Origin of the sequence: Microbacterium sp. PRC9, assembly GCF_031844125.1 — a bacterium.
GTDB lineage: Bacteria > Actinomycetota > Actinomycetes > Actinomycetales > Microbacteriaceae > Microbacterium.
Genome location: NZ_JAUZUR010000008.1, coordinates 124,670 through 146,083 on the forward strand (window position 1 = coordinate 124,670; position 21,414 = coordinate 146,083).

Sequence of the window (21,414 nt, forward strand, 5' to 3'; positions counted from 1 at the left end):
GGCGGTGCCGGCATGAGCCTCGCCGTCCGCGACGACCGGCTCGCCGAGCTCATGGACGACCCGGACTGCGATCCGGACGCGCTGCGCGCCACCCTGCGGCGGTTCGGCACGATCAACCGGCTCGTCTCGGGCTGGGGCGTCGTCTACCGCACGCGGCTGCGCCCTCGCCTCGCCGCGCTGGGCCGGCCGGCGCACGTCCTCGACATCGGCTCCGGCGGCGGAGACCTCGTCGCGCGCCTCGCCGCGGCCGCCCGGCGCGACGGGCTCGAGGTGACCTGGACGGGCATCGACCCCGACCCTCGCGCGCACGAGGTCGCCACGGCCCGCGGGCCGATCGCCGGCGCGAGCTTCCGGAGAGCGGATGCCGCCACCCTGGTCGCCGAGGGGCGCACGTACGACGCGGTGCTGTCGAACCACGTCCTCCATCACCTGGGCGACGGCCTCGGCGACTTCGTCGAGGAGTCCTGCGCGCTCTCCCGCGGCATCGTCCTGCACAGCGACATCGCCCGCTCGCGGCTGGGGTACGGGCTCTACGCCGTCGGGATCACACCGTTCGAGCGCGGCACGTTCCTGCGCACCGACGGCCTCCGCTCGATCCGCCGCAGCTACACGCGCGCCGAGCTCACGGCCGCGCTGGAGGGCAGCAGTCCGGGCGCGTGGACGGTGCAGACGCCGGTGCCCTTCCGCCTCGTCGCCGTCGGGCGCGGCCGTGCGTGACGTCACCGTCGTCGGCGCCGGCCCGGTCGGGCTGCTGCTGGCCGGCGAGCTCGCCCGCCGCGGGGTCGACGTCGAGCTCCTCGAGCGGCGACCCGCTGTCGGCGACGGCACCCGGGCCATCGGCATCCACTCCCCCGTCCTGGCCGCCCTCGAACCGTCGGGGCTCACAGACCGCCTCCTCGCCGCGGCGGTGCGCGTGCGGCGTGGAGAAGCCCGATCGCGCGGGCGCCTGCTCGGGACGGTGCACTTCGACGTGCTGCCGGCGCGCTTCCCCTTCGTGGCGACCCTCCCGCAGGCGGCCACGGAGTCCGTGCTCGGCGGCGCGGCCCCCGAGCCGCTGCGCGGCGCGTACGTGCTCGCGGTGATCCCGCACCGCGACGTGGTGGTGGTGCGGGCAGGACTCCTCGGCCGCCCCATCGAGTACGAGAGCCGCATCGTGGTCGTCGCGGGCGGAGGCGCCGCGCGTGATCTCGTCTACCGTCCGGGTGCCGTGCCGGCGCGCGATTACCGCGACCGGTACCTGATGACGGATGCTGCCGCCGACGCCGACGGCGAGCTCGCGGTGATCCACCTCGACCCGGACGGCGTGCTCGAGTCCTTCCCGCTGCCCGGCGGTCGCCGCCGGTTCGTCGTATGGGACCCGCCGGGCAGAGGCGACGACCCGGAGGCCCGCACTCAGCGGCTGCGGGACGCGCTGGCCCGTCGCGGGGAGGCTGCGGCGGCCGATGCCGTGACGGCGGCGACGTCGTTCGGCGTGCGCCGTGTCGTCGCGCCCCGGCTGCGCCACGGTCGTGTGTTCGCGATCGGAGACACCGCCCACGAGGTCAGCCCGATCGGCGGGCAGGGCATGAACCTCGGCCTGCTCGACGCGGTGACCCTGGCACCTCTCCTCGCCTCCTGGGCGCACACCGGCCGTGCCCCCGACCTCGGCTTGCTGCGGTGGGAGGCCCGTCGGGTCCAGTCGGCGCGACGCGCCGCGGCGCTGGCGAGTGTGAACACCGCGCTCGGCCGGCCCAGCGGTCGCGGCGACGCGCTGAGGCGCACCGCGGTGCGCGCGATGCTCTCCGGCCCGTCGGCCCGCGTGTTCGCCCGCGCCTACTCGATGGGATTCGACGTCGACGCCTGACGCGCCGCCGGCCCGAGGTCAGCCGGGGTCCGGTTGTGGGTTCGGGGCGCACAATGTCCGTTGGGGCGCATGAACACCGCCCCAACGGAGGCATGCCATCCCCTCCCGGCCGGGAGGGGATGGCGCCACCCCTGACCCCGCGAGCGGCTGCCTCGACCTCGGGCCCCGCGTCAGGCGACGAAGGCGCTGCCCGAGGCGACGAGCTGGGCCGCCAGGAGCAGGGCCGCGAGCATGACGAGGCGGAACAGCGCGCGCGTCGGCGGCCTCGAGATCGCACGCCACGCCGTCACCGCCGCCACGGCGACGACGGCGGCGAAGAAGACCCACGACACCGGCGAGATCGCGCCGAGATCACCCCCCGCCGCGCCGAGCAGCACCGCGACCGCACCGCCGACCACCGCGAGCGCCGCGACGATCGCCGCGACCCGCGGTCCCAGCCGGTGCGGGAGCCCGCGCACGCCGGTGCGCGCGTCGTCGTCGAGGTCGGGCAGCACGTTGGTGAGGTGCACGGCGGCGCCGAGGGCGGCACCGGCGATCCACGCCCATCCCGCCGCGAACGAGGGGTCGGGCGCCGACAGCGTCGCCAGCGAAGGGAAGATCCCGAAGCTCACGAGGAACGGCGCGATCGACCACGGCGTCGACTTCAGGCCGGCGTTGTAGGCCCACGCCGAGCCGAGGGCGAGCGCGTGAGCCGCCAGCATCCGCCATCCCAACGGGGCAGACAGAAGCAGCGCCGTCGCCAGCAGGCCGAGCGCGGCGCCCCACGCGACCCGCGCCGACACGTCGCCGCGCGCGATCGGCTTGTCGGTGCGCCCCACCGCGCGATCGCGCTCCGCGTCGAGGGCGTCGTTCGAGATGCCGACCGACAGCTGCCCGGCGAAGACCGACGTCGTCAGCAGTGCCAACCGCCAGGTCTCGAGCCCCGTCGCGATGCCCAGGGCGAGGGCGAGGGCGGTCACGACGAGCGTCGGCCCCGGATGCGAAGATCCCCACAGAGCACGGACGGTGCGCACGGGTCGATGCTCTCACGGGCCGCTCGGCGACACGGGAGGACATGGCGGGAATGTTCCCAGGTCCATGTCGTTGCATGGATTTGGGCCGACGGGGTCCCGACAGAGATCGCTCGACCCCAGAGGAGCAGCCCATGTCCACTCTCACCGCCCGCACCGCCGAGACCGACGCCCCCATCATCGACGTGCTCGCCGAGCGCTGGAGCACCCGCATCTTCGACCGCGAGTCGGTCATCGACGAGGCCGCGCTCGCGAGCGCGCTCGAGGCCGCCCGCTGGACGCCGACCGCCGCCAACACGCAGGCTTGGCGCGTCATCGTCGCCCGTCGCGGCTCGGCCGCGCACGCGACCGTGCTCGGCTCGCTCGCCGGCTTCAACAGCGCATGGGCCGGCGACGCCGCCGCGCTCGTCGTGTTCGTCGCCGAGACCACGCGCGACGGCGAGCCGATGCGCTGGGCGCAGTACGACACCGGCCAGGTCGCGGCGCACTTCACCGTGCAGGCCCACGCCGACGGGCTGTCGACGCACCAGATGGGCGGCTTCGACCGCGACGCCATCGCCGCCGGCTTCGACCTCGGCTCCGACTTCACCCCCGTCACCGTCATGGCGGTCGGCGAGCTCGGCGACATCCGCCTCGCGTCGGAAGAGCTGCAGGCCCGCGAGAACGCCCCGCGCGTGCGCCGCCCCGCCGCCGACTCGGTGCTCGTGAACGACTGATCCACCCCGATCCGCGAGACGGATGCCTCGGCCCGCCGCTGCGGGCCGAGGCATCCGTCTCTTCATTCCTCCGCCGCCCGCGCAGCCGTGAGACCCCAGCGCACGGACGAGACCGCGGGTGATCCCCACGGTCTCGTCCGCGAGCTGTCGTCTCACCGAAGCGCGGAGCGAGGCGTCAATCGTCGAGGAGCTCGGCCTCGATCACGTCGTCGTCCTCCGTCGGGGGCTCAGCCGCGGCCGGGCCGTCGCTGGTCAGCACCAGCGAAGCGCCGTCGGCAGCCACGTCGACCCGCACCACGTCGCCATCGCGCACGCCGCCCGAGAGCAGGGCCATCGCGAGGCGATCCTGGATCTCGGACTGGATGAGCCGGCGCAGCGGCCGCGCTCCGAACACCGGGTCGTAGCCGCGCTCGGCGAGCCAGGCGCGGGCGTCGGGCGTCACCGCGAGAGTGAGGCGGCGGTCCTTGAGGCGACGCTGCAGCGCGAACACGGCGAGTTCGACGATCTGCGCCAGGTCGTCCTGGCTGAGCGCGGCGAACATGACGATGTCGTCGAGCCGGTTGAGGAACTCGGGCTTGAACGCCTGGCGCACGATCGCCATGACGGCGTCGCGCTTCTCGTCGGCCGACAGCACCGGGTCGATGAGGATCGGCGAGCCGATGTTCGACGTCAGGATGAGGATCACGTTCGTGAAGTCGACCGTGCGACCCTGGCCGTCGGTGAGGCGGCCGTCGTCCATGACCTGCAGCAGCACATCGAACACCTCGGGGTGCGCCTTCTCGACCTCGTCGAGCAGCACGACCGAGTAGGGACGCCGGCGCACGGCCTCGGTGAGCTGGCCGCCCTGCTCGTACCCGATGTAGCCGGGAGGGGCGCCGACCAGGCGCGAGACCGAGTGCTTCTCGCCGTACTCCGACATGTCGATGCGCACCATGGCGTGTTCATCGTCGAAGAGGAACTCCGCGAGCGCCTTGGCGAGCTCGGTCTTGCCGACGCCGGTCGGGCCGAGGAACAGGAACGAGCCGGTCGGGCGACCGGGGTCGCTGATGCCCGCACGCGACCGGCGCACAGCATCCGACACCGCCTTCACGGCGGCCTTCTGCCCGATCAGGCGCTTGCCGAGCTCCGCCTCGAGGTGCAGCAGCTTCTCGCTCTCGCCCTGGAGCAGGCGGCCGACCGGGATGCCGGTCCACGCCGCGATGACGGCCGCGATGTCCTCGTCGGTGACCTGCTCGTTGACCATGCGCTCCTCGGTCGACGCCGCCTCGGCCTGCTCGGCCTGCGCGATCTCGACCTCGAGGCGCTTGATGGTCTCGTACTCGAGCTTCGACGCCCGCGTGTAGTCGGCCTCGCGCAGCGCGCGGTCGCGGTCGATGATCGCCTGATCGAGCTGCTTCTTGAGCTCGCCGACGCGGTTGAGGCCCGCGCGCTCGCGCTGCCAGCGCTGCTCGAGCACCGACAGCTCCGCCTCGGCGGTGGTCATGTGCTCGCGAAGCGTGGCGAGGCGCTCCTTCGACGCGGAGTCCTTCTCCTTCTTGAGCGCGAGCTCCTCCAGCCGCATGCGGTCGATCTGGCGACGCAGCTGATCGATCTCGAGCGGGCTCGAGTCGATCTCCATCTTCAGCCGGCTCATCGCCTCGTCGATCAGGTCGATGGCCTTGTCGGGAAGCTGGCGGCTGGGGATGTAGCGGTGGGACAGGGATGCCGCGGCCACCAGCGCGCCGTCGTTGATGGTGACGCCGTGGTGGGCCTCGTAGCGGCCCTTGAGCCCGCGCAGGATCGCGACCGTGTCTTCGACACTGGGCTCGCCGACGTAGACCTGCTGGAAGCGACGCTCGAGCGCAGCATCCTTCTCGATGAACTCGCGGTACTCGTTGAGCGTGGTCGCGCCGATGAGGCGCAGCTCGCCGCGCGCGAGCATCGGCTTCAGCATGTTGGATGCTGCGACCGACCCCTCGCCGCCGCCCGCGCCCATGAGCACGTGCAGCTCGTCGATGAACGTGATGATGCGGCCGTCGGACTCGGTGATCTCCTTGAGCACGCTCTTGAGGCGCTCCTCGAACTGGCCGCGGTACATCGCGCCGGCGACGAGGGCGGAGATGTCGAGGGTGACGAGCTCCTTGTTCTTGAGCGACTCGGCGACGTCGCCCGCGACGATCCGCTGGGCGAGGCCCTCGACGACGGCGGTCTTGCCGACGCCGGGCTCGCCGATGAGGACGGGGTTGTTCTTGGTGCGGCGGGTCAGCACCTGGCTGACGCGGCGGATCTCGCTGTCCCGCCCGATGACGGGGTCGAGCTTGCCCTGCCGGGCACGGTCTGTGAGGTTGATCCCGAACTGCTCGAGGGCGCTCTGCGCGTCCTCCTGCCCGGGCTGTTGCGTGGCGTTCATCTGTCTCCTGAAATCTGTGGACCTCAACTCTTCGTCAAAGTTGAGTCGTCATGGCTCAAGTTTACCAGCGAGTCGCTCCCCGAGCAACGCGACGCTAGTCCTCGATCTCCGCCCGGGCATCGGCGTAGGCACGGCGCAGCCCCTCGCCCACCCATTCGGTGCCGCGGTAGACATTGTCGGCACCGATGTCGGCGGTGAGCCCACCGGCGTCGAGCTGCGAGATGACGCGGTCCTCCGTGGCCACGACCTTGAGCGTCGAGTCGGCGTCGCGCAGCTCTGCCGCGAACCGCCGCAGCACCTCCACGTGTGACAGGCCGATCTCGTCGGTGCCGCGCAGGCGCACGATGACGACCGAGCCGCTCGATTCGCGACTGACGTCGGGCAGCTGCCGCTCGAACACCGGCGCGCTGGCGAAGAAGAGGCTGCCGTAGGGCTGCAGCACCAGCACCACGCCCGGCGGGACGACCGCGGGGGGATCGGTCTCGCGCATGCGACCATCGTCGGCGATCACGACGGCCCTCACCCGCACGCTGTTGGACTGCTCGGCGACGTACAGGATGACGCCGAGCCCCACACCGACGAGCACGGCGAACTGCAGCGGGATGATCAGCGTCAGTCCGAACGTCACCGCCATGATCGTCGTCGGCAGCAGGCCCGACTTGATCACCGAGTAGATGCGGCTCGGCTTGATCGCGCGCCAGCCCACGACGATCAACAGCCCGGCGAGTGCCGGCATCGCCACGAACGCGACGACGTCGGCCAGGGCGAAGATGACGACGGCCATCACAGCACCCGCGACGAACAGCGACAGGCGCGTCTTCGCCCCCGCCTGCACGATGAGCGACGAGCCCGACATCGACCCGCCGACCGGCATGCCCTGGAACAGCCCCGAGACGACGTTGCCGAGTCCTTGACCCATGAAGTCGCGGTTCGCGTCGGCGCGCCTGCCGTCGGCGGTCGGGATGCCCGCGGAGACGGCGGCGCCCTGCACGAGGCCGATGAACGTCAGCGACAGGGCGGGGATCAGCAGGTTCGGCGCGTCGGCGATGCTGGGCAGCACCGGCGCCGGCAGCCCGCGCGGCACGTCGACGATGTCGCGCAGCAGCACCACCGAGTTCGGCACCCACAGATTGAGCAGCACCGCGCACACCGAGCCCACCACCACGGCGATGACGAGCCCCATGCTCCCGACGCGGGTCGGCAGGAGCACCACGATGATGAGCACGGCGATCGCGCCCACGACCAGGGACGAGATGTTCCACTGTCCGATGTGCACGAGCACATCGATCGTCTTGAGCAGCCGGTTGGCGCCTTCGGCCTGGTAGCCGGTGAAGTTCGACAGCTGGCCGAGGATGATGTTGACGCCGATCGCGGTGACGAACCCGGTCATGACCGGCGTGGGCACGAAGCTGATCAGCCGCCCGCCGCGCAGGAGACCCGCGATCACCATGATGATGCCGGTCAGGATCGCGAGGGTGAAGAGCCCGCGATCCGGATCGGGGAGGCTCTCGAGCCCGGCATCCGAGACGACGAGCGCCATCGCGCTGGTCGCCTGCACCGCCATGAACGCGCTGCTCGTGAGCACCGCTGCGCCCACCATGCCGAAGAGGTAGCCGTAGAGGCCGGCGAGCGGATTGACCCCGGCGAGGAGCCCGGCCGCAAGTCCGTCGGGCACCGCCTCGACGCCGAGGATCACACCCGCGACGGCGTCCTTGCGCAACGTCTTACGGGAGAACCACGATCTCGGATCGAACCCCACGTGTCACACGCTAGCGAAGGCCTCCCCGCGCGCGGCGGGAACCTTTCGACGCGCACCGACATCGCGCGTCATTCACGCGACCTGCAGGAAGAAGACCCTTCCCAGGATTCTCCCAGGATGGCTAGTCTGACGCCTAGCGGCACCAACACCGCACGGGCGCCGCGACGCCCGACGCTGAACGGCCTCCTCGGCCGACATGAAGGGACCTCGCCATGACCAACTCTGATGTCAACACTTCCGGATGGGCCGGATGGGGCGTCTTCGCCGCCGTCGTGCTGATCGTCGGTGGCACCATCGACGCATTCCACGGCCTGCAGGCGCTCATCGGCCCTGACACGGCCTACTTCCTCGGGCAGGAGGCCCTCTTCTCGATCGATGTCCAAGGCTGGGGCTGGTGGCACCTGATCGCCGGCGCACTGCTCATCCTCGTGGGCGTCTTCCTGCTCCTGGGCGCGACCTGGGCGCGGGTCACCGCGATCGTGCTGGTCGCGATCAACGCGATCGGCCAGATCACGCTCATTTCGGTGCAGCCGTGGTTGTCGCTGGCACTGCTCGCCGTCGACATCCTCGTGATCTACGCGCTCACCGTGCACGGCAAGGAGATCGACGCCAAGAAGGCCTGACCCGTCGTAGGGGCGCGCGAAGTCGCGTCCCTACGCGACGGACTCGAGAATGGATGCCTCGGCCCCCGCTTCGGCGGAGGTCGAGGCTGGGCCCACGCGCCCGGAGGCTCCGAACGACGCGTCAGCGGCGTTTGGAGTGGGCGTGGGGACCGTCATCTCATCCAGGTGGCAGGTGAAGCGCGAGCGGTACGCGGTCGGCGTGGTGCCGAGCACGCGCGCGAAGTTCTGCCGCAGCACGGCCGCCGAACCGAACCCGCTCTCGTACGCGATGCGGTCGAGGCCGAGATCGGTCTTCTCGAGCAGGCGCTGGGCGTGGATGATCCGCTGCCGAGCGAGCCATGCCGCCGGCGTCGCGCCGAAGTCGGCCTTGAAGCGACGCGCGAAGGTCCGCGGCGACATGTGCGCCTTCGTCGCGAGCTGGTCGACGGTGAGGTCGAGGCGCAGGTTGTCGAGCATCCAGTCGGTGACCGGCGCGAGCGACAGCGAGGTCGTCGCGGGGAGCGGGTTGGCGATGAACTGGGCCTGGCCGCCGTCGCGCTGCGGCGGCACGACCATGCGGCGGGCGATGATGTTGGTGAGCTCCGCGCCGAGCTCCTGGCGCAGCAGGTGCAGGCACGCGTCGAGACCGGCCGCGGTGCCGGCGCTCGTGATGATGCGTCCGTCCTGCACGTAGAGCACGTCGGGGTCGACGTCGATGGACGGGTACATCTCCTTCATCTTCTGCGCGTACATCCAGTGCGTCGTGGCGCGGCGGCCGTCGAGCACGCCGGAGGCGGCGACGACGAAGGATCCGCTGCACACGCTCAGCACCCACGCGTCGCGGGCGACCGCGGCGCGGATGACGTCGAGCACACGGTCGTCGACGTTGCCCCAGTACTGGTGCGGGACGGGCGACACCACGACGAGGTCGGCCTCATACGCGAACGAGAGGTCCGCGTCGACGTTGATCGAGAAGCCCATCTTGGACTGCACCGCGCCCGGGTCGGGCGTGACCACGCGGAAGTCGAAGTTGGGGATACCGTCGTCGGACCGATCGAGGCCGAAAGCCTCGCAGGCGACGCCGAACTCGAACGGCGCGAAGCCGTCCGTGACGATGCAGGCCACCGTTTTCATGCGAACCTCCGCGACTGGCAGTTTTCGTGCGATGTGTGTCCATTCTGCCACTCGTGGCAGGACTGACGCAAGCGTAGCGTTTCTGCCATGTTCATGGTGATTCTTCTCGCAGCCCTGTCCGCGGTGGCCCTCGCATCGACGATCGCCGCCCTTCGCAACGACGGTTACCGTCGCCTCCCCACCGACCGCACCCGCCTCCCCTGACCGGCGCCGGCCATCCCAGTCCCCTTCCTCAAATGAGGATCAGAGCCGGGATGAGGAGCAGATCCCGCGATTCGCTCCTCATCCCGGCTCTCGTCCTCGAATGAGGACCGGGCGACACAAACGCGGGGCCGGGCGACGCGACGCGGGGGCTCAGGCGGTGACGCGGTCGTAGACCTCGACCATCGCCGCGGTGCGCGACGACTGCCGGAAGCGCTCGCGGATGGTCGGGTCCGGCACGCGCGGCGTTCCGGCGGAGATATCGGATGCTGCGGCCCGCAGCGCGTCCGCGAGCGCGGCGACCGACGAATCCGCGGTCACGCCGTCCCCCACAGCCCAGAAGCCCTCGCCGAGCTCTGCCGCCAGATCCGGGTCGCTGACCACCGACGGCGTGCCGAGCGAGGCCGCCTCGAAGATCGTCATGCCCTGCGTCTCGAAGCCGATCGAGGTCTGCACGACGGCGTCGGCGGCCGCGATGCGCCGCAGAGTCTGGGCATACGGCATCCGTCCCGCGAAGGTCACGGTCGCGCGGGGCCGGAGCTTCTCGACGAGGCGTCGGGCGGCGCGCAGCTGACCGCCGCCGCCGATGATCTCGACCTCGGCCTCGACGCCCGACGCGGCGAGCGCCTCCAGGAAGGGCATCAGACGCTTCTCGGGACTCATGCGCCCCAGCCACACGAACCGCGGCGGCCGCTCCAGCGCCGAAACACGGGCCGGTGACGACGACACGCCGGAAACGGATGCCTCGGCCTGGCGTGTCGAGTCACCGACCCGTGTTTCGGCAGGGGAACTGGGGGGAAGAGGGGCATCGGGGCGGAGCGACAGCACCTCGTCGAGCACGTCGTCGTCGATGCCGTTCCAGATGACGTCGACCGCCGGCGCGCCGGACCCGGGCAGCACCCCGTTCGCCTCGAGCCGGTGCGCGAAGTGCGCCGACGGCGCGGTGATCGCGGCGGCGCGGGCGGCGAAACGCCGCAGGTACGCCCAGCCGTCGTGGCCCGGCTCCGCCGCGCCGACGCGGCGTCCGAGCGCGCGGCGCTGCCACGCGTTCAGCACCCGCAGCACGGTCTTCGGGAACGGAGTGGTCGCCTCGATGCCGACGTCGAGCCGGTTGTGCATCGTGTGGACGATTGGGATGCCGTGGCGCTGCGCGTACCGCACGCCGATGAACGCGCCCCAGAAGTCCCCCTGGATGTGCACGACGTCGACCGGCGGGCGGCCCGCCATCGCAGCATCCAGCCACCGATCCGTACGCCGGCCCGGCCACGTCATGGAGTACTCGCGGTCCACCGTGATGGGGATCGCGGGCAGGTCCACGTAGGCGGAGTCATCCGCGGCCGCACGCGCCCGCGGGCCGCGCATCGCCGGCGCGACCATCGTCACGGTGTGCCCGGCCTTCTCGAGGAAGCGACGCTGCAGGCGCATCGAGACCTGCGCCCCGCCGAGCGACTCGGCGTGCTGGTCGCCGAACATCACGACGTGCACGATGGCCTACTCGGGAAGAGGCTCGTCGCGGTACAGCGCCTCGAACGTGTCGAGCGTGCGCTTCATGTCGTGCACCTTGACGCCTTCGAGGGAGCACTGCTGCATGCGCGCCCGCTCTTCGGGCGTCTGCGTCAGCACCGTCGTGAGCTTCGCGGCGAGGTCGTCGACGTCGCCGGGGCGGAACAGGTATCCGTTCTCGCCGTCGTGGACGAGGTGGGGAAGCGCGACCGCGTCGGCGGCCACGATCGGCAGGCCCGAGGCCATCGCCTCCATCGTCGCGATCGACTGGAGCTCGGCGATCGACGCGATCACGAAGAGGCTCGCGTTGGTGAGCAGCGCCCGCAGCTCCTCGTCGGTCGTGTGACCGTGGAAATGGACGCGATCGCCGAGACCGAGCTCGGCGACGAGCTGCTCGAGGTTGCGGCGCTGGTCACCCGAGCCCACGATGTCGAACCGCACGTCGAGTGCCGGGTCGAGCTTCGCGATCGCGCGCAGCACGACGTCGATCTGCTTCTCGGTCGTGAGGCGGCCGACGAACACCAAGCGGTGCGCGTCTCGGGGCGTGAGGTCAGCCGTGTAGTTCGACGCGTCGATGCCGCAGCTGACCGGGATGACGCCGTCGATGTCGATCGTGCGCTCGAGGAACTCGGCGGCCTTGCGCGTCGGGGTCGTAACCGCGCGCGTCATCTTGAACGTGCGCTCGGCGTCCTCCCACGCCAGCTTGACCGCGTACCGCGTCCACGACGGCGGGAGCACGGTGAAGTCGAGCACGTTCTCGGCCATGACGTGGTTGGTCGCGACGACCGGGATGCCGCGCTTGCGGGCCTCGCGGGTGAGACCGCGGCCGATCACGATGTGCGACTGGATGTGCACCACGTCGGGCTGCACCTTGTCGAGCACGCGGCGTGCGTAGTACTTCGAGCGGAACGGCAGCACGAAGGTGAGCCAGTCGTGCGGGTACCAGCGCCACGACGGCAGCCGGTGCATCGTCATCGGCTGGCCCTCGATGACCTCGGTGAACGTGCCGTGGTCGCGGTGCCGCTTGCTGGGCGCCATCACGTGCACCTCGTGACCGCGGCCGACCATGCCGGCGGCGAGGCGCTCCGCGAAGCGGGCGGCGCCGTTCACGTGCGGGAGGAACGTGTCGGCGCCGTAGAGGATCGTCAGCGCGCGAGGACTCGCGGCGTCGGCGGGGGTGTCGTCGGGCGTCGCAGGATCGGTCACGGGTTGGGGGGCCTGTCTGTGCGGCGGGGGACGCGCGGCAGCGGCTGGCGCCACGCGCCTCCACCCTACCCGAGGGCTTTCCGGGGGCTCCCCAGGAACGCGCCAGTGGAGGCACGTACCCTGGTCGCATGCCCCGCCTGCAGGCCGACGCCGACCCGAACCTCTGGGTGCCCGTGACCGAATCGCTCGGCTTCCGCGGGCGCCGTCACCGCAAGACCGCGATACGGATGCTGCTGAACCAGGCCGGCGGCTTGATGATCGGCCCTGCGGGCGCGACGTCGATCGAGTCGCCGGGCGGCGCGAACGGGCAGCCTCGCCCCGGGAACGGCTTCGCCGCCTGGGCGATGAGTCAGGCGGCACCGTTCCTGATGCGCAAGGCCGCAGGACGCGTGCTGGTGTGGGTGTGGAAGGCCGACGCCGAGCTCGTCGTCGTGATGGCGCAGGTGCAGCAGGCCACCAACGACCTCCGTGCCGCCCGCGCGATGATGCCGATGGAGTATGACGACACCGAGAGCTTCCGGAGCCTCTACCTCGGCGTCGGCGAGAAGCTCGAGATGCCGCTCCCCTCCGACCAGCGCACCCCTCCGTTCGCCACGTACACGTGGGACACCGGCACGCACTTCGTCACCGTGACCGCGGTGTGCTCCGACCGCGAGCGCTTCGGCACCGTGATCGGCAGCGTCGACGACCTCGCGCGCACCCTCCGCGTCGTCGACGATCTGACGGTCGGCGAGTCGCCCGACGTGCTCCGCATCGAGCCGAAGAACTGAGAGGCTCTTCGACGTGACTTCGTCGAGGCATCCCGCTGACCATCGTCCGTTGCGGATCGGCGTGCAGCTCGCGCCGCAGCACGGGTCGTACACGGCCTATCGCGACGCCGTGCTGCGCGCGGAGGAGCTCGGCGTCGACGTCGTCTTCAACTGGGACCACTTCTTCCCGCTCACCGAGCCGTTCGAGGCCGCGCACTTCGAGGCGTGGACGGTGCTCGCCGCGATGGCCGAGCAGACCGAGCGCGTCGAGTTCGGCCCGCTCGTCAACTGCAGCTCGTATCGCAACCCCGATCTGCAGGCCGACATGGCGCGCACCGTCGACCACATCAGCTCCCGCGCGACAGGCACCGGCCGGCTCATCTTCGGCACCGGCTCGGGGTGGGCGCAGCCCGACTACGACGCGTACGGCTACGAGTTCGGCACCGTCGGCTCGCGGCTCGACGACCTCGCCGAGGACCTCCCGCGCGTGCGCGCCCGCTGGGACCGCCTGAACCCGCCGCCCACTCGGCGGATCCCGATCCTCATCGGCGGTCAGGGCGAGCGCAAGACGCTGCGACTCGTCGCTCAGCACGCCGACATCTGGCACACCTTCACCAGGCTCGACGACCTCGACCGCAAGATCGGCGTGCTCCACGAGTGGTGTGCCCGCGAGGGTCGCGACCCCGCCGACATCGAGCTGTCGACCGGGTACACCGTGCGCGGATTCGGCCCGTTGCTCGAGAACGCGGATGCGGCGTCCCGCCTGTACGACCTCGGCTTCCGGCTGATCGTCCCGGCGATCGACGGACCAGACTACGACCTCGCGCCGGTGAAGGCGCTCCTGGAGTGGCGCGACCGGATCAACGGCGGCTGAGGGCGACCGCCGATACGTTAGCCAGGCCGGTATCGCTCGACAACCCTCAGGAGGACGCCCATGGGCGCCGTCATCGGAGAGATCCTTCCCCTCGCCCTCGGTGTGGCGATCAGCCCGATCCCGGTCATCGCGGCGATCCTCATGCTCCTGTCGCCGAAGGCGCGGGTCACGAGCGTCGGGTTCCTGCTCGGCTGGGTGCTGGGCATCGTGGTCGCGGTGACCGTGTTCACGCTGCTGTCGTCGATCCTCCCCGAGCAGGATGCGGATGCCTCGAAGCCGATCCAGGCCGTGATCCAGCTGCTCCTCGGCCTGGGACTGCTCCTGCTCGCGCTGCGCCAGTGGCGTGGGCGGCCGAAGGCGGGCGAGGAGCCCCAGATGCCGAAGTGGATGCAGGCGATCGACAAGGTCACCTTCCCCGTCGCGTTCGGGCTCGGCTTCCTGCTGTCGGCGATCAATCCGAAGAACCTCCTCATGGCCGCCGCGGCCGGTGTCGACATCGGCTCGGCAGGGCTCGACGTCGGGTCGATCGTGCTCGTGATCGTGGTGTTCACGCTGATCGCAGCATCCACCGTCCTCGTTCCGGTGGTCGGCTACCTCATCGCCGCCGAGAAGCTCCGCGGCCCGCTCGACGCGCTGCGCGTGTGGCTGGGCAAGGAGAACGCGGTGATCATGGCCGTGCTGCTGCTTGTCATCGGCGTCTCGCTCATCGGCAAGGGCATCGGCTCGTTCTGACCCGGTCCGTCGCTCACCTGCCGCAAGGGGCGGTCTCCCGCCTCGGACGCGTGCGACGCGCCGCGATATCGCGCGCCTGAACGACGCGTCGCGGACCCCGGCGGTGCCACACTTACCCCGTGGACTCCGGTTTTCTCGCCAACCTGACCTGGTCGCTCGCCGCGCTCGTGCACGCCGCGATCGTCATCACCGCGCTCATCGTCATCCCGCGCGGGCGCAAGCCCACAGCCGCGATGGCGTGGATCCTGCTCATCGTCGTCCTGCCGGGCGTCGGCGTGGTGCTCTACCTCGTCATCGGCAACTTCCGTCTGCCGGCGAAGAGGCGTGCCGAGCAGGCGCGCATCGACGAGATCATCCGCGGCAGAGTGACCGCGAACGCACTGGACGAGACGGATGCCTCGTGGCCGCGGTGGTTCCAGCGCGTGGTGCAGCAGAACCAGAACCTGACGGCGCTTCCCGCCTCTGACGGCAACGAGGCGACACTCCTGCCGCACTACCAGGAGTCGATCGACGCGATGGCCGCCGAGGTCGACACCGCGAAGGACTTCGTCCACATCGAGTTCTTCATCGTCGGATGGGACGACACCACCCGCGGATTCTTCGCCGCGATGGAGCGCGCCGTCGCGCGCGGCGTCACCGTTCGCCTCCTGGCCGACTACGTCGCGACGAAGAAGGTGGCCGGCAGCGACAAGATGCTCGCCGAGCTCGACCGCATCGGCGTGAAGTGGGCGTGGATGCTCCCGGTCGAGCCCTTCAAGGGCAAGTACCAGCGCCCCGACCTGCGCAACCACCGCAAGATCGTCGTGGTCGACGGACGCGTCGCGTTCATGGGTTCGCAGAACCTCATCGCCCGGCACTACGACTCGCCGAAGAACATCAAGCGCGGCCTCAAATGGCAGGAGCTCATGACGCGGCTGACCGGCCCGGTCGTGGCATCCGTCAACACGGTCTTCCTGTCGGACTGGCTCATCGAGACCGGCGAGGACCTGTCGCAGACGGCCCAGGTGCCGGCGGCACAGCTGCCGGCGTCGACCGCCCCCGACGCGCTGCAATGCCAGGTCGTGCCGAGCGGACCGGGCTACGACACCGAGAACAATCTGCGCCTGTTCCTGTCGCTGATCTACGGGGCGACCGAGAAGGTCATCCTCACGAGCCCGTACTTCGTGCCCGACGAGGCGATGGTCTACGCGATCACGAGCGCGTGCCAGCGCGGCCTCGAGGTGCAGCTGTTCGTCTCCGAGATCGGCGACCAGTTCATGGTGTGGCATGCGCAGCGGTCGTACTACCAGGTGCTGCTCGAGGCGGGCGTGCGGATCTTCCTGTACCCCGAGCCGTTCATCCTGCACTCGAAGCACTTCTCGATCGACGACGACATCGCCGTCATCGGCTCGAGCAACATGGACATCCGCTCGTTCAGCCTCAACAGCGAGGTCTCCCTCATGGTGCGGGGCGAGTCCTTCGTCGCCGGCATGCGCGAGGTCGAGCAGGCCTACCGCGACGCCGGCCGCGAGCTCACCCTGGAAGAGTGGCGACGCGAGCCCGCCAAGGCCACGTTCCTCGACGGACTGATGCGCCTCACCTCTGCGCTGAACTGAGGTTCCTGGTGACGGATGCCTCGGCCCGCGGCATCCGTCCCTTCTGATGTGTGTGCGGCCCAGGTCCCCCGGCTCCTTCTGATGTCTCTGCCGCCCGAGGCCCCCGCTCCTTCCGCTGTGTGTGCGGCCCGTGGTCCCCCGGCTCCTCATTTGAGGACCGTTGCCGAGATGAGGTCGGCCCTCGCCCATTCGGTCCTCATCTCGGCCGAGATCCTCAATTGAGGAGCGGGCGTGGGAGGTTACGCACCGCTCGACCTCGCCTCCTCCCCAGGGCGCCCGCAGCGGCGGTTCTCATCGGATCTCCGTGAACGGGGTGAGTCGACGGCGTCGGGCGTCCACCCTGAATCGATGGGAACAGCGACGTCGGAGCCGCCGTGGATGCAGCGGCTGCACGCCCAGAACGGGATCGCCCGCCAGTCAGCCCTCCTCGGCAGGGACACGAGCAAACGCGATCTGGCCGACGCGGTGGCAGCAGGCTCGCTCTGGCGCATCCGCCGGTCCTGGCTGGCGCTGCCGAGCGCTGATCCGCAGCTGGTCGCCGCCGCACGCGCAGGGGTCGTCCTGGGGTGCATCACGCAGGCCCAACGGCTCGGACTGTGGGTGCACGGCGACACGTCACGGCAACACGTCTGTGCTCCGCCGAGCTCTGGAGGCGTGCGGCTGGAGCCGGAGGGGAGCGCGGGAGACCCGAAGGCAATCATCCACTGGTTCGTACCCGTCGTCGCTCGCACGCCGCATGTGCTGGAAGACGGGATCGAGAACACCCTTGTCGCGATCGCGCAGTGTCAGCCCTTCGAACATGCGCTCGCCGTGTGGGAATCCGCACTGAACAAGAGCCTGGTCGACCGCGAGGTGCTCGCGCGCCTGAGATTGCCCGGTCTTGCCCGCGACATCCTCGCCGAAGCGACGCCCTTCGCCGACTCGGGGCTCGAGACCATCGTGCCGCGTCGGCTGCGCTGGCTCCGCCTGCGGATCCTCCACCAGATCTGGCTTCATGGGCATCGCGTCGACTTCCTCATCGGCGACCGGCTTGTCCTGCAGATCGACGGTGGGCACCATGTCGGACTCCAGCGCGACTCCGACAACCGGCACGATGCCGAGCTCATGCTCCGCGGCTACCACGTGATCCGTGTCGGTTACAGACAGGTCATGGATGACTGGCCTCATGTCCAGCAGCTCGTGATGAACGCCGTCGCCCAGGGTCTGCACCTCGCGCGCTGACCCCGCGATCCCGACGTATCGCCGAACAGCACCGTCAGCACGGCCCTGCTTCGGCGCACGACGAGTGTGTGCTCCTCAGTTGAGGAGCTGCGCCCAGATGCGGAGCCTGTCCGCGGCGGACGGTCCTCAACTCGGCAACGCTCCTCAATTGAGGACGGCTCCGTGCCCGAGCCGCGGAAACGCCGCGCGCCGGGACTCGATCCGCTTCCTCAAATGAGGAGGTGCGCCGAGATGCGGAGCATCCGTCCCTGTGCACTCCTCAACTCGGCGACGGTCCTCAGTTGAGGAGCGGGAGGCATCGTGCGCCCCGCGCTGGACGCGCCGCGCGGGGGGGGTGTGGGAAGACGGATGCCTCGGCCTGAGGCATCCGTCCCCACACGCAGAGAACCCGCTAGACCTTGAGGTTCTGCCGCGGCACAACGACCTCGCGGATGATCAGCAGGATCGATGCCATCACGGGCAGGGCGACCAGGACGCCGACGATGCCGGCGAGCGCGCCACCGGCGAGGGCGCCGATGAGGACGAGGGCGGCGGGGATCTCGATCGCCTTGTTCATGACGCGCGGGCTGACGACGTAGGACTCGATCTGGATGTAGACGAGGTACGCGATGAAGAAGATCAGCGCCTGCTCCGGGCTCGTGAACAGCGCGATGATCGACGCGAAGATCCAGAAGATCACCGAGCCGAACAGCGGGATCAGCGTCACCACGAAGGCGATGACGGCCATGAGTGCGGGGAACGGCAGCTGGATCACGACGTGGAGGACGAACACCACGGCCGCGTTGATCGACGAGAGGATGACCGAGCCGATCAGGGCGCTGCCGACGGAGTCGGTGATGCGCTCGGTGAGGTCCGCGAGGCGCACGCGGCTGTGGGCCGGGGCGAGGTCGTAGAAGGCACGCTTGGCGGCCGTCAGCGACGCGAGGAAGTACAGCGTCAGCGCTATGACGACGAAGCTCGCCGAGATCGCCGCGACGAAGCCGACGCCGACCGCCAGCACACCGCCGCCGAGTGCCGCGAGCGTCGACGGCGCCGAGATCCACGTGGCGATCTGCTCGAGGGCTCCGAGCACCGCGACCTGCGCGTCGGGACTCAGCCGCGCGAACCAGTCGGACTGCGGGATGTTCTCGACCAGCTCGGGGATCGCCTGCACCAGTTGCACGATCTGGGCGATGACCGGCGGCAGAACGAAGACGAAGAACGCCACCATGACCAGCGCGAAGCCGCCGAAGACGATCGCGATGCCGGCGCCCCGCTTGACCTTGTGGCGCTCGAGCATCCGCACGATGGGGTCGAGGCCGATGGCGAGGAACATGCCCAGGATGATGTAGACGAGGATCGTCGAGATCGACCCGATGGCCGATCCGAGGACGATCGCCCCCAGAACGCCGATGGTGACCATGAAGCCCGTCGCGAGCGGATGGTCGAGCCCTGCCAGCACCTTCGGGAAGCGGTGGGGGCGCTCCTGTGTCACCCCGACCACCTCTTCGGCGGACACGGACGAGGTGACGGGTTCGGCGGGGTCGGTCATGCCCTAATAATGGGGCCTTTGAACGCCGGGGGAACAGTCCGACGCGGCACGGATTTTCGTTGCTCGTCTGCCGCGTTTAGGTAGTACGGTTCTGCCAGGGGATGGCCACGACATGGTCGGTCCCTCCGACAATCGATTCGACGGCTCGTCCCGTCGAGAAAGCTGGTGTGACATGGGTGGCGGCATCTGGGACTTCATCCTCTGGTTCTTCTGGATCTTCGTCTTCGTCGCGTATCTGATGGTGCTCTTCTCGATCATCGGCGACCTGTTCCGCGACGACTCGCTCAACGGCTGGCTGAAGGCCATCTGGATCCTGTTCCTGATCTTCGTCCCGTTCCTCACTGCGCTGGTCTACCTGATCGCCCGCGGCAACGGCATGCAGAAGCGCTCGATCGCGCAGGCGCAGGAGCTCCGCGCCGCCCAGGACGCGTACATCCGGCAGACGGCTGGGTCCGGCGGCTCCAGCGCGACCGACGACATTGCGAAGGCGAAGTCGCTGCTCGACTCGGGCGCGATCTCGCAGGCCGAATTCGAGGCACTCAAGGCCAAGGCGCTGGCGGCGTAAGCCGGCACCGGAACAGGAGAAGACATGACGACCTTCGACTACGGTCCGATCGAGTTCTACGCGATCGGCTTCGAGGGCGATCGCCCGGGCCCGGCGGTGCTCCAGGCGATCGATGACCTCGTCGCCTCGGGCACGGTGAACGTGCTCGACCTCGTGTTCGCGCGTCGCTCGCCCGAAGGCGAGATCGAGGTGCTCGAGCTCTCCGACACGATCGACGACGGCGCCCCGGCGCTCGATCTCGCCGGACTCGCGGGCCAGGACGACATCCTCTACCTCGCCGAGAACCTCGAGCCGGGCTCGTCGGCCGCGATCCTCGTCATCGAGCTGCTGTGGGCGAAGTCGTTCGCCGCGGCGCTCTACGACGCCGGTGGCGCCGTCATCGCCCGCGAGGGCATCCCGGCACCGATCGTCAACGCGTTCCTCGCCGAGAACGCGGACTGAAGGAGGAAAGACACATGCCACTCGGAAGAATGGGCCGTCCCGGCCTGATCGGCATGGCCGCCCGCACCGCTGTCGTCGCAGGAACCGCGACGGCCGTCTCGGGCAGCGTCGCACGCCACCAGCAGCAGAAGTACTACGACCAGTCGCAGCAGCAGGCGTATGAGGCGCAGGCCCAGCAGGCGGCCATGGACCAGGCGGCGGCGCAGGCCGTCGCCAACGCCCAGGCCACGCAGGCGCCGGCTCCGGCCGCTGCGCCCGCTCAGGACGACATGATGGCCAAGATCACGCAGCTCGCGCAGCTGCACGCTCAGGGCATCCTGTCGGACGAGGAGTTCGCGGCCGCGAAGGCCAAGCTGCTCTCCTGACGCGCATCGTCGAGAAGGCCGCGACCCCCGCCGGGGACGCGGCCTTCTTGCATAGGAGAGGGACGGATGCTGCGCCCGCCGGTGCGATGTGCGCCGGAGGTCCGCCCCGATTCGCCGAGCCGAGGGATTCCCGCCGAAACCGGTGGCAACGTCCCCGGTCTCGGCGCGGATACCTTGGCTCGACCTGACGAACGCCGCTGCTCAGCCGCCCGGGCGGTCGTCGCCGCCGTCGCCCCTCGGTTCGGGTCCGCGCTCCGGTCCCGGCGCGCCGCCCTGCGTGGGGGGCGACGTGAGCGCGTCGATCCTCTCGATCAGCGCACGCAGCTGTGCACGCGTCGCGGGCTCCTCGTCGTCGTGGTCGCGGGCAGCACGCTCGAGCACCCACGATGCCAGCGTCGCCGTGATCACTCCGGCCAGCGCGACCCCGCCGAACATGAGCCCGACGCCGACCCATCGGCCGGCACCCGTCACGGGCGTGTAGTCGCCGTAGCCGGTTGTCGTGACCGTCACGCACGACCACCAGATCGCGATGTCGAACGTCGTGATGTTGGCGCCGGGCGCGTGGCGCTCGGCCTCGAGCACGGCAAGCGACGCGATGTAGATCAGGATCAGCGATGCGCCCACGCCGTAGACGAGGATCTGCGTGCGCAGTACACCGCCGGCGGTCGTCTTCATCCCCGGGATGTGCGTCAGGAACCGCAGCAGGCGGACGAGCCGCAGCACCGGAACCAGCGCGAACGCCAGCGCGGGCAGATGCCTGCGGAACCACACCCGCTTGTTCTCGGCGAGGCTCAGGCGCACGAGATAGTCGGCGATGAACATCGCCCAGGTGACGAGCACCACGACCGTGGCGATGGTCCAGCCGGGTCCCTGCAGGTCGCCGATCACACGCCACGAATAGGCCACGAGGTACGCGAGACTCGCGATGATCAGCGGAGTCTGCGTCCGCTTGTGCCAGGTGTGCTCGTCCACAGCCGA

Annotated in this window: 20 protein-coding genes; 12 read left to right on the plus strand and 8 right to left on the minus strand. The window is 70.0% G+C overall.

The features are described from left to right. Window positions 1-12: 12 nt before the first annotated feature. Window positions 13-717 carry a methyltransferase domain-containing protein gene (locus tag Q9R33_RS17875; protein ID WP_056366005.1) on the plus strand — a complete coding sequence of 235 codons (705 nt, stop codon included), beginning with the start codon at window positions 13-15 and terminating at the stop codon, window positions 715-717. Then, window positions 710-1,843 carry an NAD(P)/FAD-dependent oxidoreductase gene (locus Q9R33_RS17880; protein WP_311294590.1) on the plus strand — a complete coding sequence of 378 codons (1,134 nt, stop codon included), beginning with the start codon at window positions 710-712 and terminating at the stop codon, window positions 1,841-1,843. Before Q9R33_RS17875 ends, Q9R33_RS17880 begins: the two co-directional genes overlap by 8 nt. 170 nt (window positions 1,844-2,013) lie before the next feature. Here the strand turns inward: Q9R33_RS17880 and Q9R33_RS17885 are convergent, their stop codons facing one another. Next, complete coding sequence (locus tag Q9R33_RS17885) at window positions 2,014-2,856, minus strand: UbiA family prenyltransferase (protein WP_311294592.1); 843 nt, start codon at window positions 2,854-2,856, stop codon at window positions 2,014-2,016. 131 nt (window positions 2,857-2,987) lie between these two features. Between Q9R33_RS17885 and Q9R33_RS17890 the strand changes: the two genes are divergently transcribed. Next, complete coding sequence (locus Q9R33_RS17890) at window positions 2,988-3,569, plus strand: nitroreductase family protein (protein WP_311294593.1); 582 nt, start codon at window positions 2,988-2,990, stop codon at window positions 3,567-3,569. A gap of 175 nt (window positions 3,570-3,744) precedes the next feature. On the opposite strand, the gene Q9R33_RS17895 is transcribed toward Q9R33_RS17890, so the two are convergent. Both Q9R33_RS17895 and Q9R33_RS17900 read right to left on the minus strand, forming a co-directional pair. Then, window positions 3,745-5,958, minus strand: coding sequence for an ATP-dependent Clp protease ATP-binding subunit (locus Q9R33_RS17895; RefSeq protein WP_082496809.1), 2,214 nt, complete (start codon window positions 5,956-5,958; stop codon window positions 3,745-3,747). A gap of 94 nt (window positions 5,959-6,052) precedes the next feature. Continuing rightward, a complete protein-coding gene (locus Q9R33_RS17900) occupies window positions 6,053-7,717 on the minus strand; it encodes a SulP family inorganic anion transporter (protein WP_056365993.1) in 1,665 nt (554 codons plus the stop codon). A gap of 212 nt (window positions 7,718-7,929) precedes the next feature. Here Q9R33_RS17900 and Q9R33_RS17905 point away from each other — a divergent pair, with 212 nt between their 5' ends. After that, window positions 7,930-8,340: a hypothetical protein gene (locus tag Q9R33_RS17905; protein ID WP_056365991.1), complete on the plus strand. Its 411-nt coding sequence runs from the start codon at window positions 7,930-7,932 to the stop codon at window positions 8,338-8,340. Between the two features lie 30 nt (window positions 8,341-8,370). Here the strand turns inward: Q9R33_RS17905 and Q9R33_RS17910 are convergent, their stop codons facing one another. From Q9R33_RS17910 to Q9R33_RS17920, 3 genes are all read right to left on the minus strand, one after another. Next, window positions 8,371-9,453, minus strand: coding sequence for a helix-turn-helix domain-containing protein (locus tag Q9R33_RS17910; RefSeq protein ID WP_311294594.1), 1,083 nt, complete (start codon window positions 9,451-9,453; stop codon window positions 8,371-8,373). 354 nt (window positions 9,454-9,807) lie between these two features. Then, the gene (locus Q9R33_RS17915) at window positions 9,808-11,139 is read right to left on the minus strand and encodes a glycosyltransferase (protein WP_311294595.1); all 1,332 of its coding nucleotides are present in this window, start codon (window positions 11,137-11,139) and stop codon (window positions 9,808-9,810) included. A 6-nt stretch (window positions 11,140-11,145) separates the two neighbouring features. Beyond that, a complete protein-coding gene (locus Q9R33_RS17920; RefSeq protein WP_310243861.1) occupies window positions 11,146-12,363 on the minus strand; it encodes a glycosyltransferase in 1,218 nt (405 codons plus the stop codon). 128 nt (window positions 12,364-12,491) lie between these two features. Here Q9R33_RS17920 and Q9R33_RS17925 point away from each other — a divergent pair, with 128 nt between their 5' ends. The 5 genes from Q9R33_RS17925 (at window position 12,492) to Q9R33_RS17945 (ending at window position 17,534) form a co-directional block, all read left to right on the plus strand. Further along, the gene (locus Q9R33_RS17925) at window positions 12,492-13,133 is read left to right on the plus strand and encodes a hypothetical protein (RefSeq protein ID WP_310243863.1); all 642 of its coding nucleotides are present in this window, start codon (window positions 12,492-12,494) and stop codon (window positions 13,131-13,133) included. Window positions 13,134-13,146: 13 nt separating this feature from the next. After that, window positions 13,147-13,986 (plus strand): LLM class F420-dependent oxidoreductase, encoded by an 840-nt coding sequence (locus Q9R33_RS17930; RefSeq protein ID WP_311294596.1) that lies wholly within the window; start codon window positions 13,147-13,149, stop codon window positions 13,984-13,986. Window positions 13,987-14,046: 60 nt separating this feature from the next. Next, window positions 14,047-14,718 carry a GAP family protein gene (locus tag Q9R33_RS17935; RefSeq protein WP_056365972.1) on the plus strand — a complete coding sequence of 224 codons (672 nt, stop codon included), beginning with the start codon at window positions 14,047-14,049 and terminating at the stop codon, window positions 14,716-14,718. 119 nt (window positions 14,719-14,837) lie between these two features. Then, entirely contained in the window at window positions 14,838-16,313 is a 1,476-nt protein-coding gene (gene cls / locus Q9R33_RS17940) for a cardiolipin synthase (protein ID WP_311294597.1), read from the plus strand. 348 nt (window positions 16,314-16,661) lie between these two features. Then, on the plus strand, window positions 16,662-17,534 hold the full coding sequence (locus tag Q9R33_RS17945; protein ID WP_311294598.1) for a DUF559 domain-containing protein: 873 nt from the start codon (window positions 16,662-16,664) through the stop codon (window positions 17,532-17,534). A 391-nt stretch (window positions 17,535-17,925) separates the two neighbouring features. Here the strand turns inward: Q9R33_RS17945 and Q9R33_RS17950 are convergent, their stop codons facing one another. Further along, window positions 17,926-19,065 (minus strand): AI-2E family transporter, encoded by a 1,140-nt coding sequence (locus Q9R33_RS17950; protein ID WP_311294599.1) that lies wholly within the window; start codon window positions 19,063-19,065, stop codon window positions 17,926-17,928. A gap of 172 nt (window positions 19,066-19,237) precedes the next feature. On the opposite strand from Q9R33_RS17950, the gene Q9R33_RS17955 reads away from it, so the two are divergent. Genes Q9R33_RS17955 through Q9R33_RS17965 form a run of 3 tightly spaced genes read left to right on the plus strand, consistent with a single transcriptional unit; the run spans window position 19,238 to window position 20,436 of the window. Then, window positions 19,238-19,630 carry an SHOCT domain-containing protein gene (locus Q9R33_RS17955; RefSeq protein ID WP_310243878.1) on the plus strand — a complete coding sequence of 131 codons (393 nt, stop codon included), beginning with the start codon at window positions 19,238-19,240 and terminating at the stop codon, window positions 19,628-19,630. A 24-nt stretch (window positions 19,631-19,654) separates the two neighbouring features. Continuing rightward, window positions 19,655-20,071: a DUF6325 family protein gene (locus Q9R33_RS17960; RefSeq protein WP_056365956.1), complete on the plus strand. Its 417-nt coding sequence runs from the start codon at window positions 19,655-19,657 to the stop codon at window positions 20,069-20,071. A gap of 29 nt (window positions 20,072-20,100) precedes the next feature. Next, window positions 20,101-20,436: an SHOCT domain-containing protein gene (locus Q9R33_RS17965; RefSeq protein WP_056365953.1), complete on the plus strand. Its 336-nt coding sequence runs from the start codon at window positions 20,101-20,103 to the stop codon at window positions 20,434-20,436. A gap of 201 nt (window positions 20,437-20,637) precedes the next feature. Here the strand turns inward: Q9R33_RS17965 and Q9R33_RS17970 are convergent, their stop codons facing one another. Further along, window positions 20,638-21,408, minus strand: a complete 771-nt coding sequence (locus tag Q9R33_RS17970; protein WP_056366760.1) for a potassium channel family protein — start codon at window positions 21,406-21,408, stop codon at window positions 20,638-20,640. Window positions 21,409-21,414: the final 6 nt, after the last annotated feature.

Bases quoted from the DNA above. Each gene is read 5' to 3' on its own strand.
- Q9R33_RS17925 (WP_310243863.1), top strand. From the start codon at position 12,492: ATGCCCCGCCTGCAGGCCGACGCCGACCCGAACCTCTGGGTGCCCGTG.
- Q9R33_RS17890 (WP_311294593.1), top strand. From the start codon at position 2,988: ATGTCCACTCTCACCGCCCGCACCGCCGAGACCGACGCCCCCATCATC.
- Q9R33_RS17945 (WP_311294598.1), top strand. From the start codon at position 16,662: ATGGGAACAGCGACGTCGGAGCCGCCGTGGATGCAGCGGCTGCACGCC.
- Q9R33_RS17965 (WP_056365953.1), top strand. From the start codon at position 20,101: ATGGGCCGTCCCGGCCTGATCGGCATGGCCGCCCGCACCGCTGTCGTC.
- Q9R33_RS17875 (WP_056366005.1), top strand. From the start codon at position 13: ATGAGCCTCGCCGTCCGCGACGACCGGCTCGCCGAGCTCATGGACGAC.
- Q9R33_RS17935 (WP_056365972.1), top strand. From the start codon at position 14,047: ATGGGCGCCGTCATCGGAGAGATCCTTCCCCTCGCCCTCGGTGTGGCG.
- Q9R33_RS17905 (WP_056365991.1), top strand. From the start codon at position 7,930: ATGACCAACTCTGATGTCAACACTTCCGGATGGGCCGGATGGGGCGTC.
- Q9R33_RS17955 (WP_310243878.1), top strand. From the start codon at position 19,238: ATGGGTGGCGGCATCTGGGACTTCATCCTCTGGTTCTTCTGGATCTTC.
- Q9R33_RS17910 (WP_311294594.1), bottom strand. From the start codon at position 9,453: ATGAAAACGGTGGCCTGCATCGTCACGGACGGCTTCGCGCCGTTCGAG.
- Q9R33_RS17960 (WP_056365956.1), top strand. From the start codon at position 19,655: ATGACGACCTTCGACTACGGTCCGATCGAGTTCTACGCGATCGGCTTC.
- Q9R33_RS17950 (WP_311294599.1), bottom strand. From the start codon at position 19,065: ATGACCGACCCCGCCGAACCCGTCACCTCGTCCGTGTCCGCCGAAGAG.
- Q9R33_RS17895 (WP_082496809.1), bottom strand. From the start codon at position 5,958: ATGAACGCCACGCAACAGCCCGGGCAGGAGGACGCGCAGAGCGCCCTC.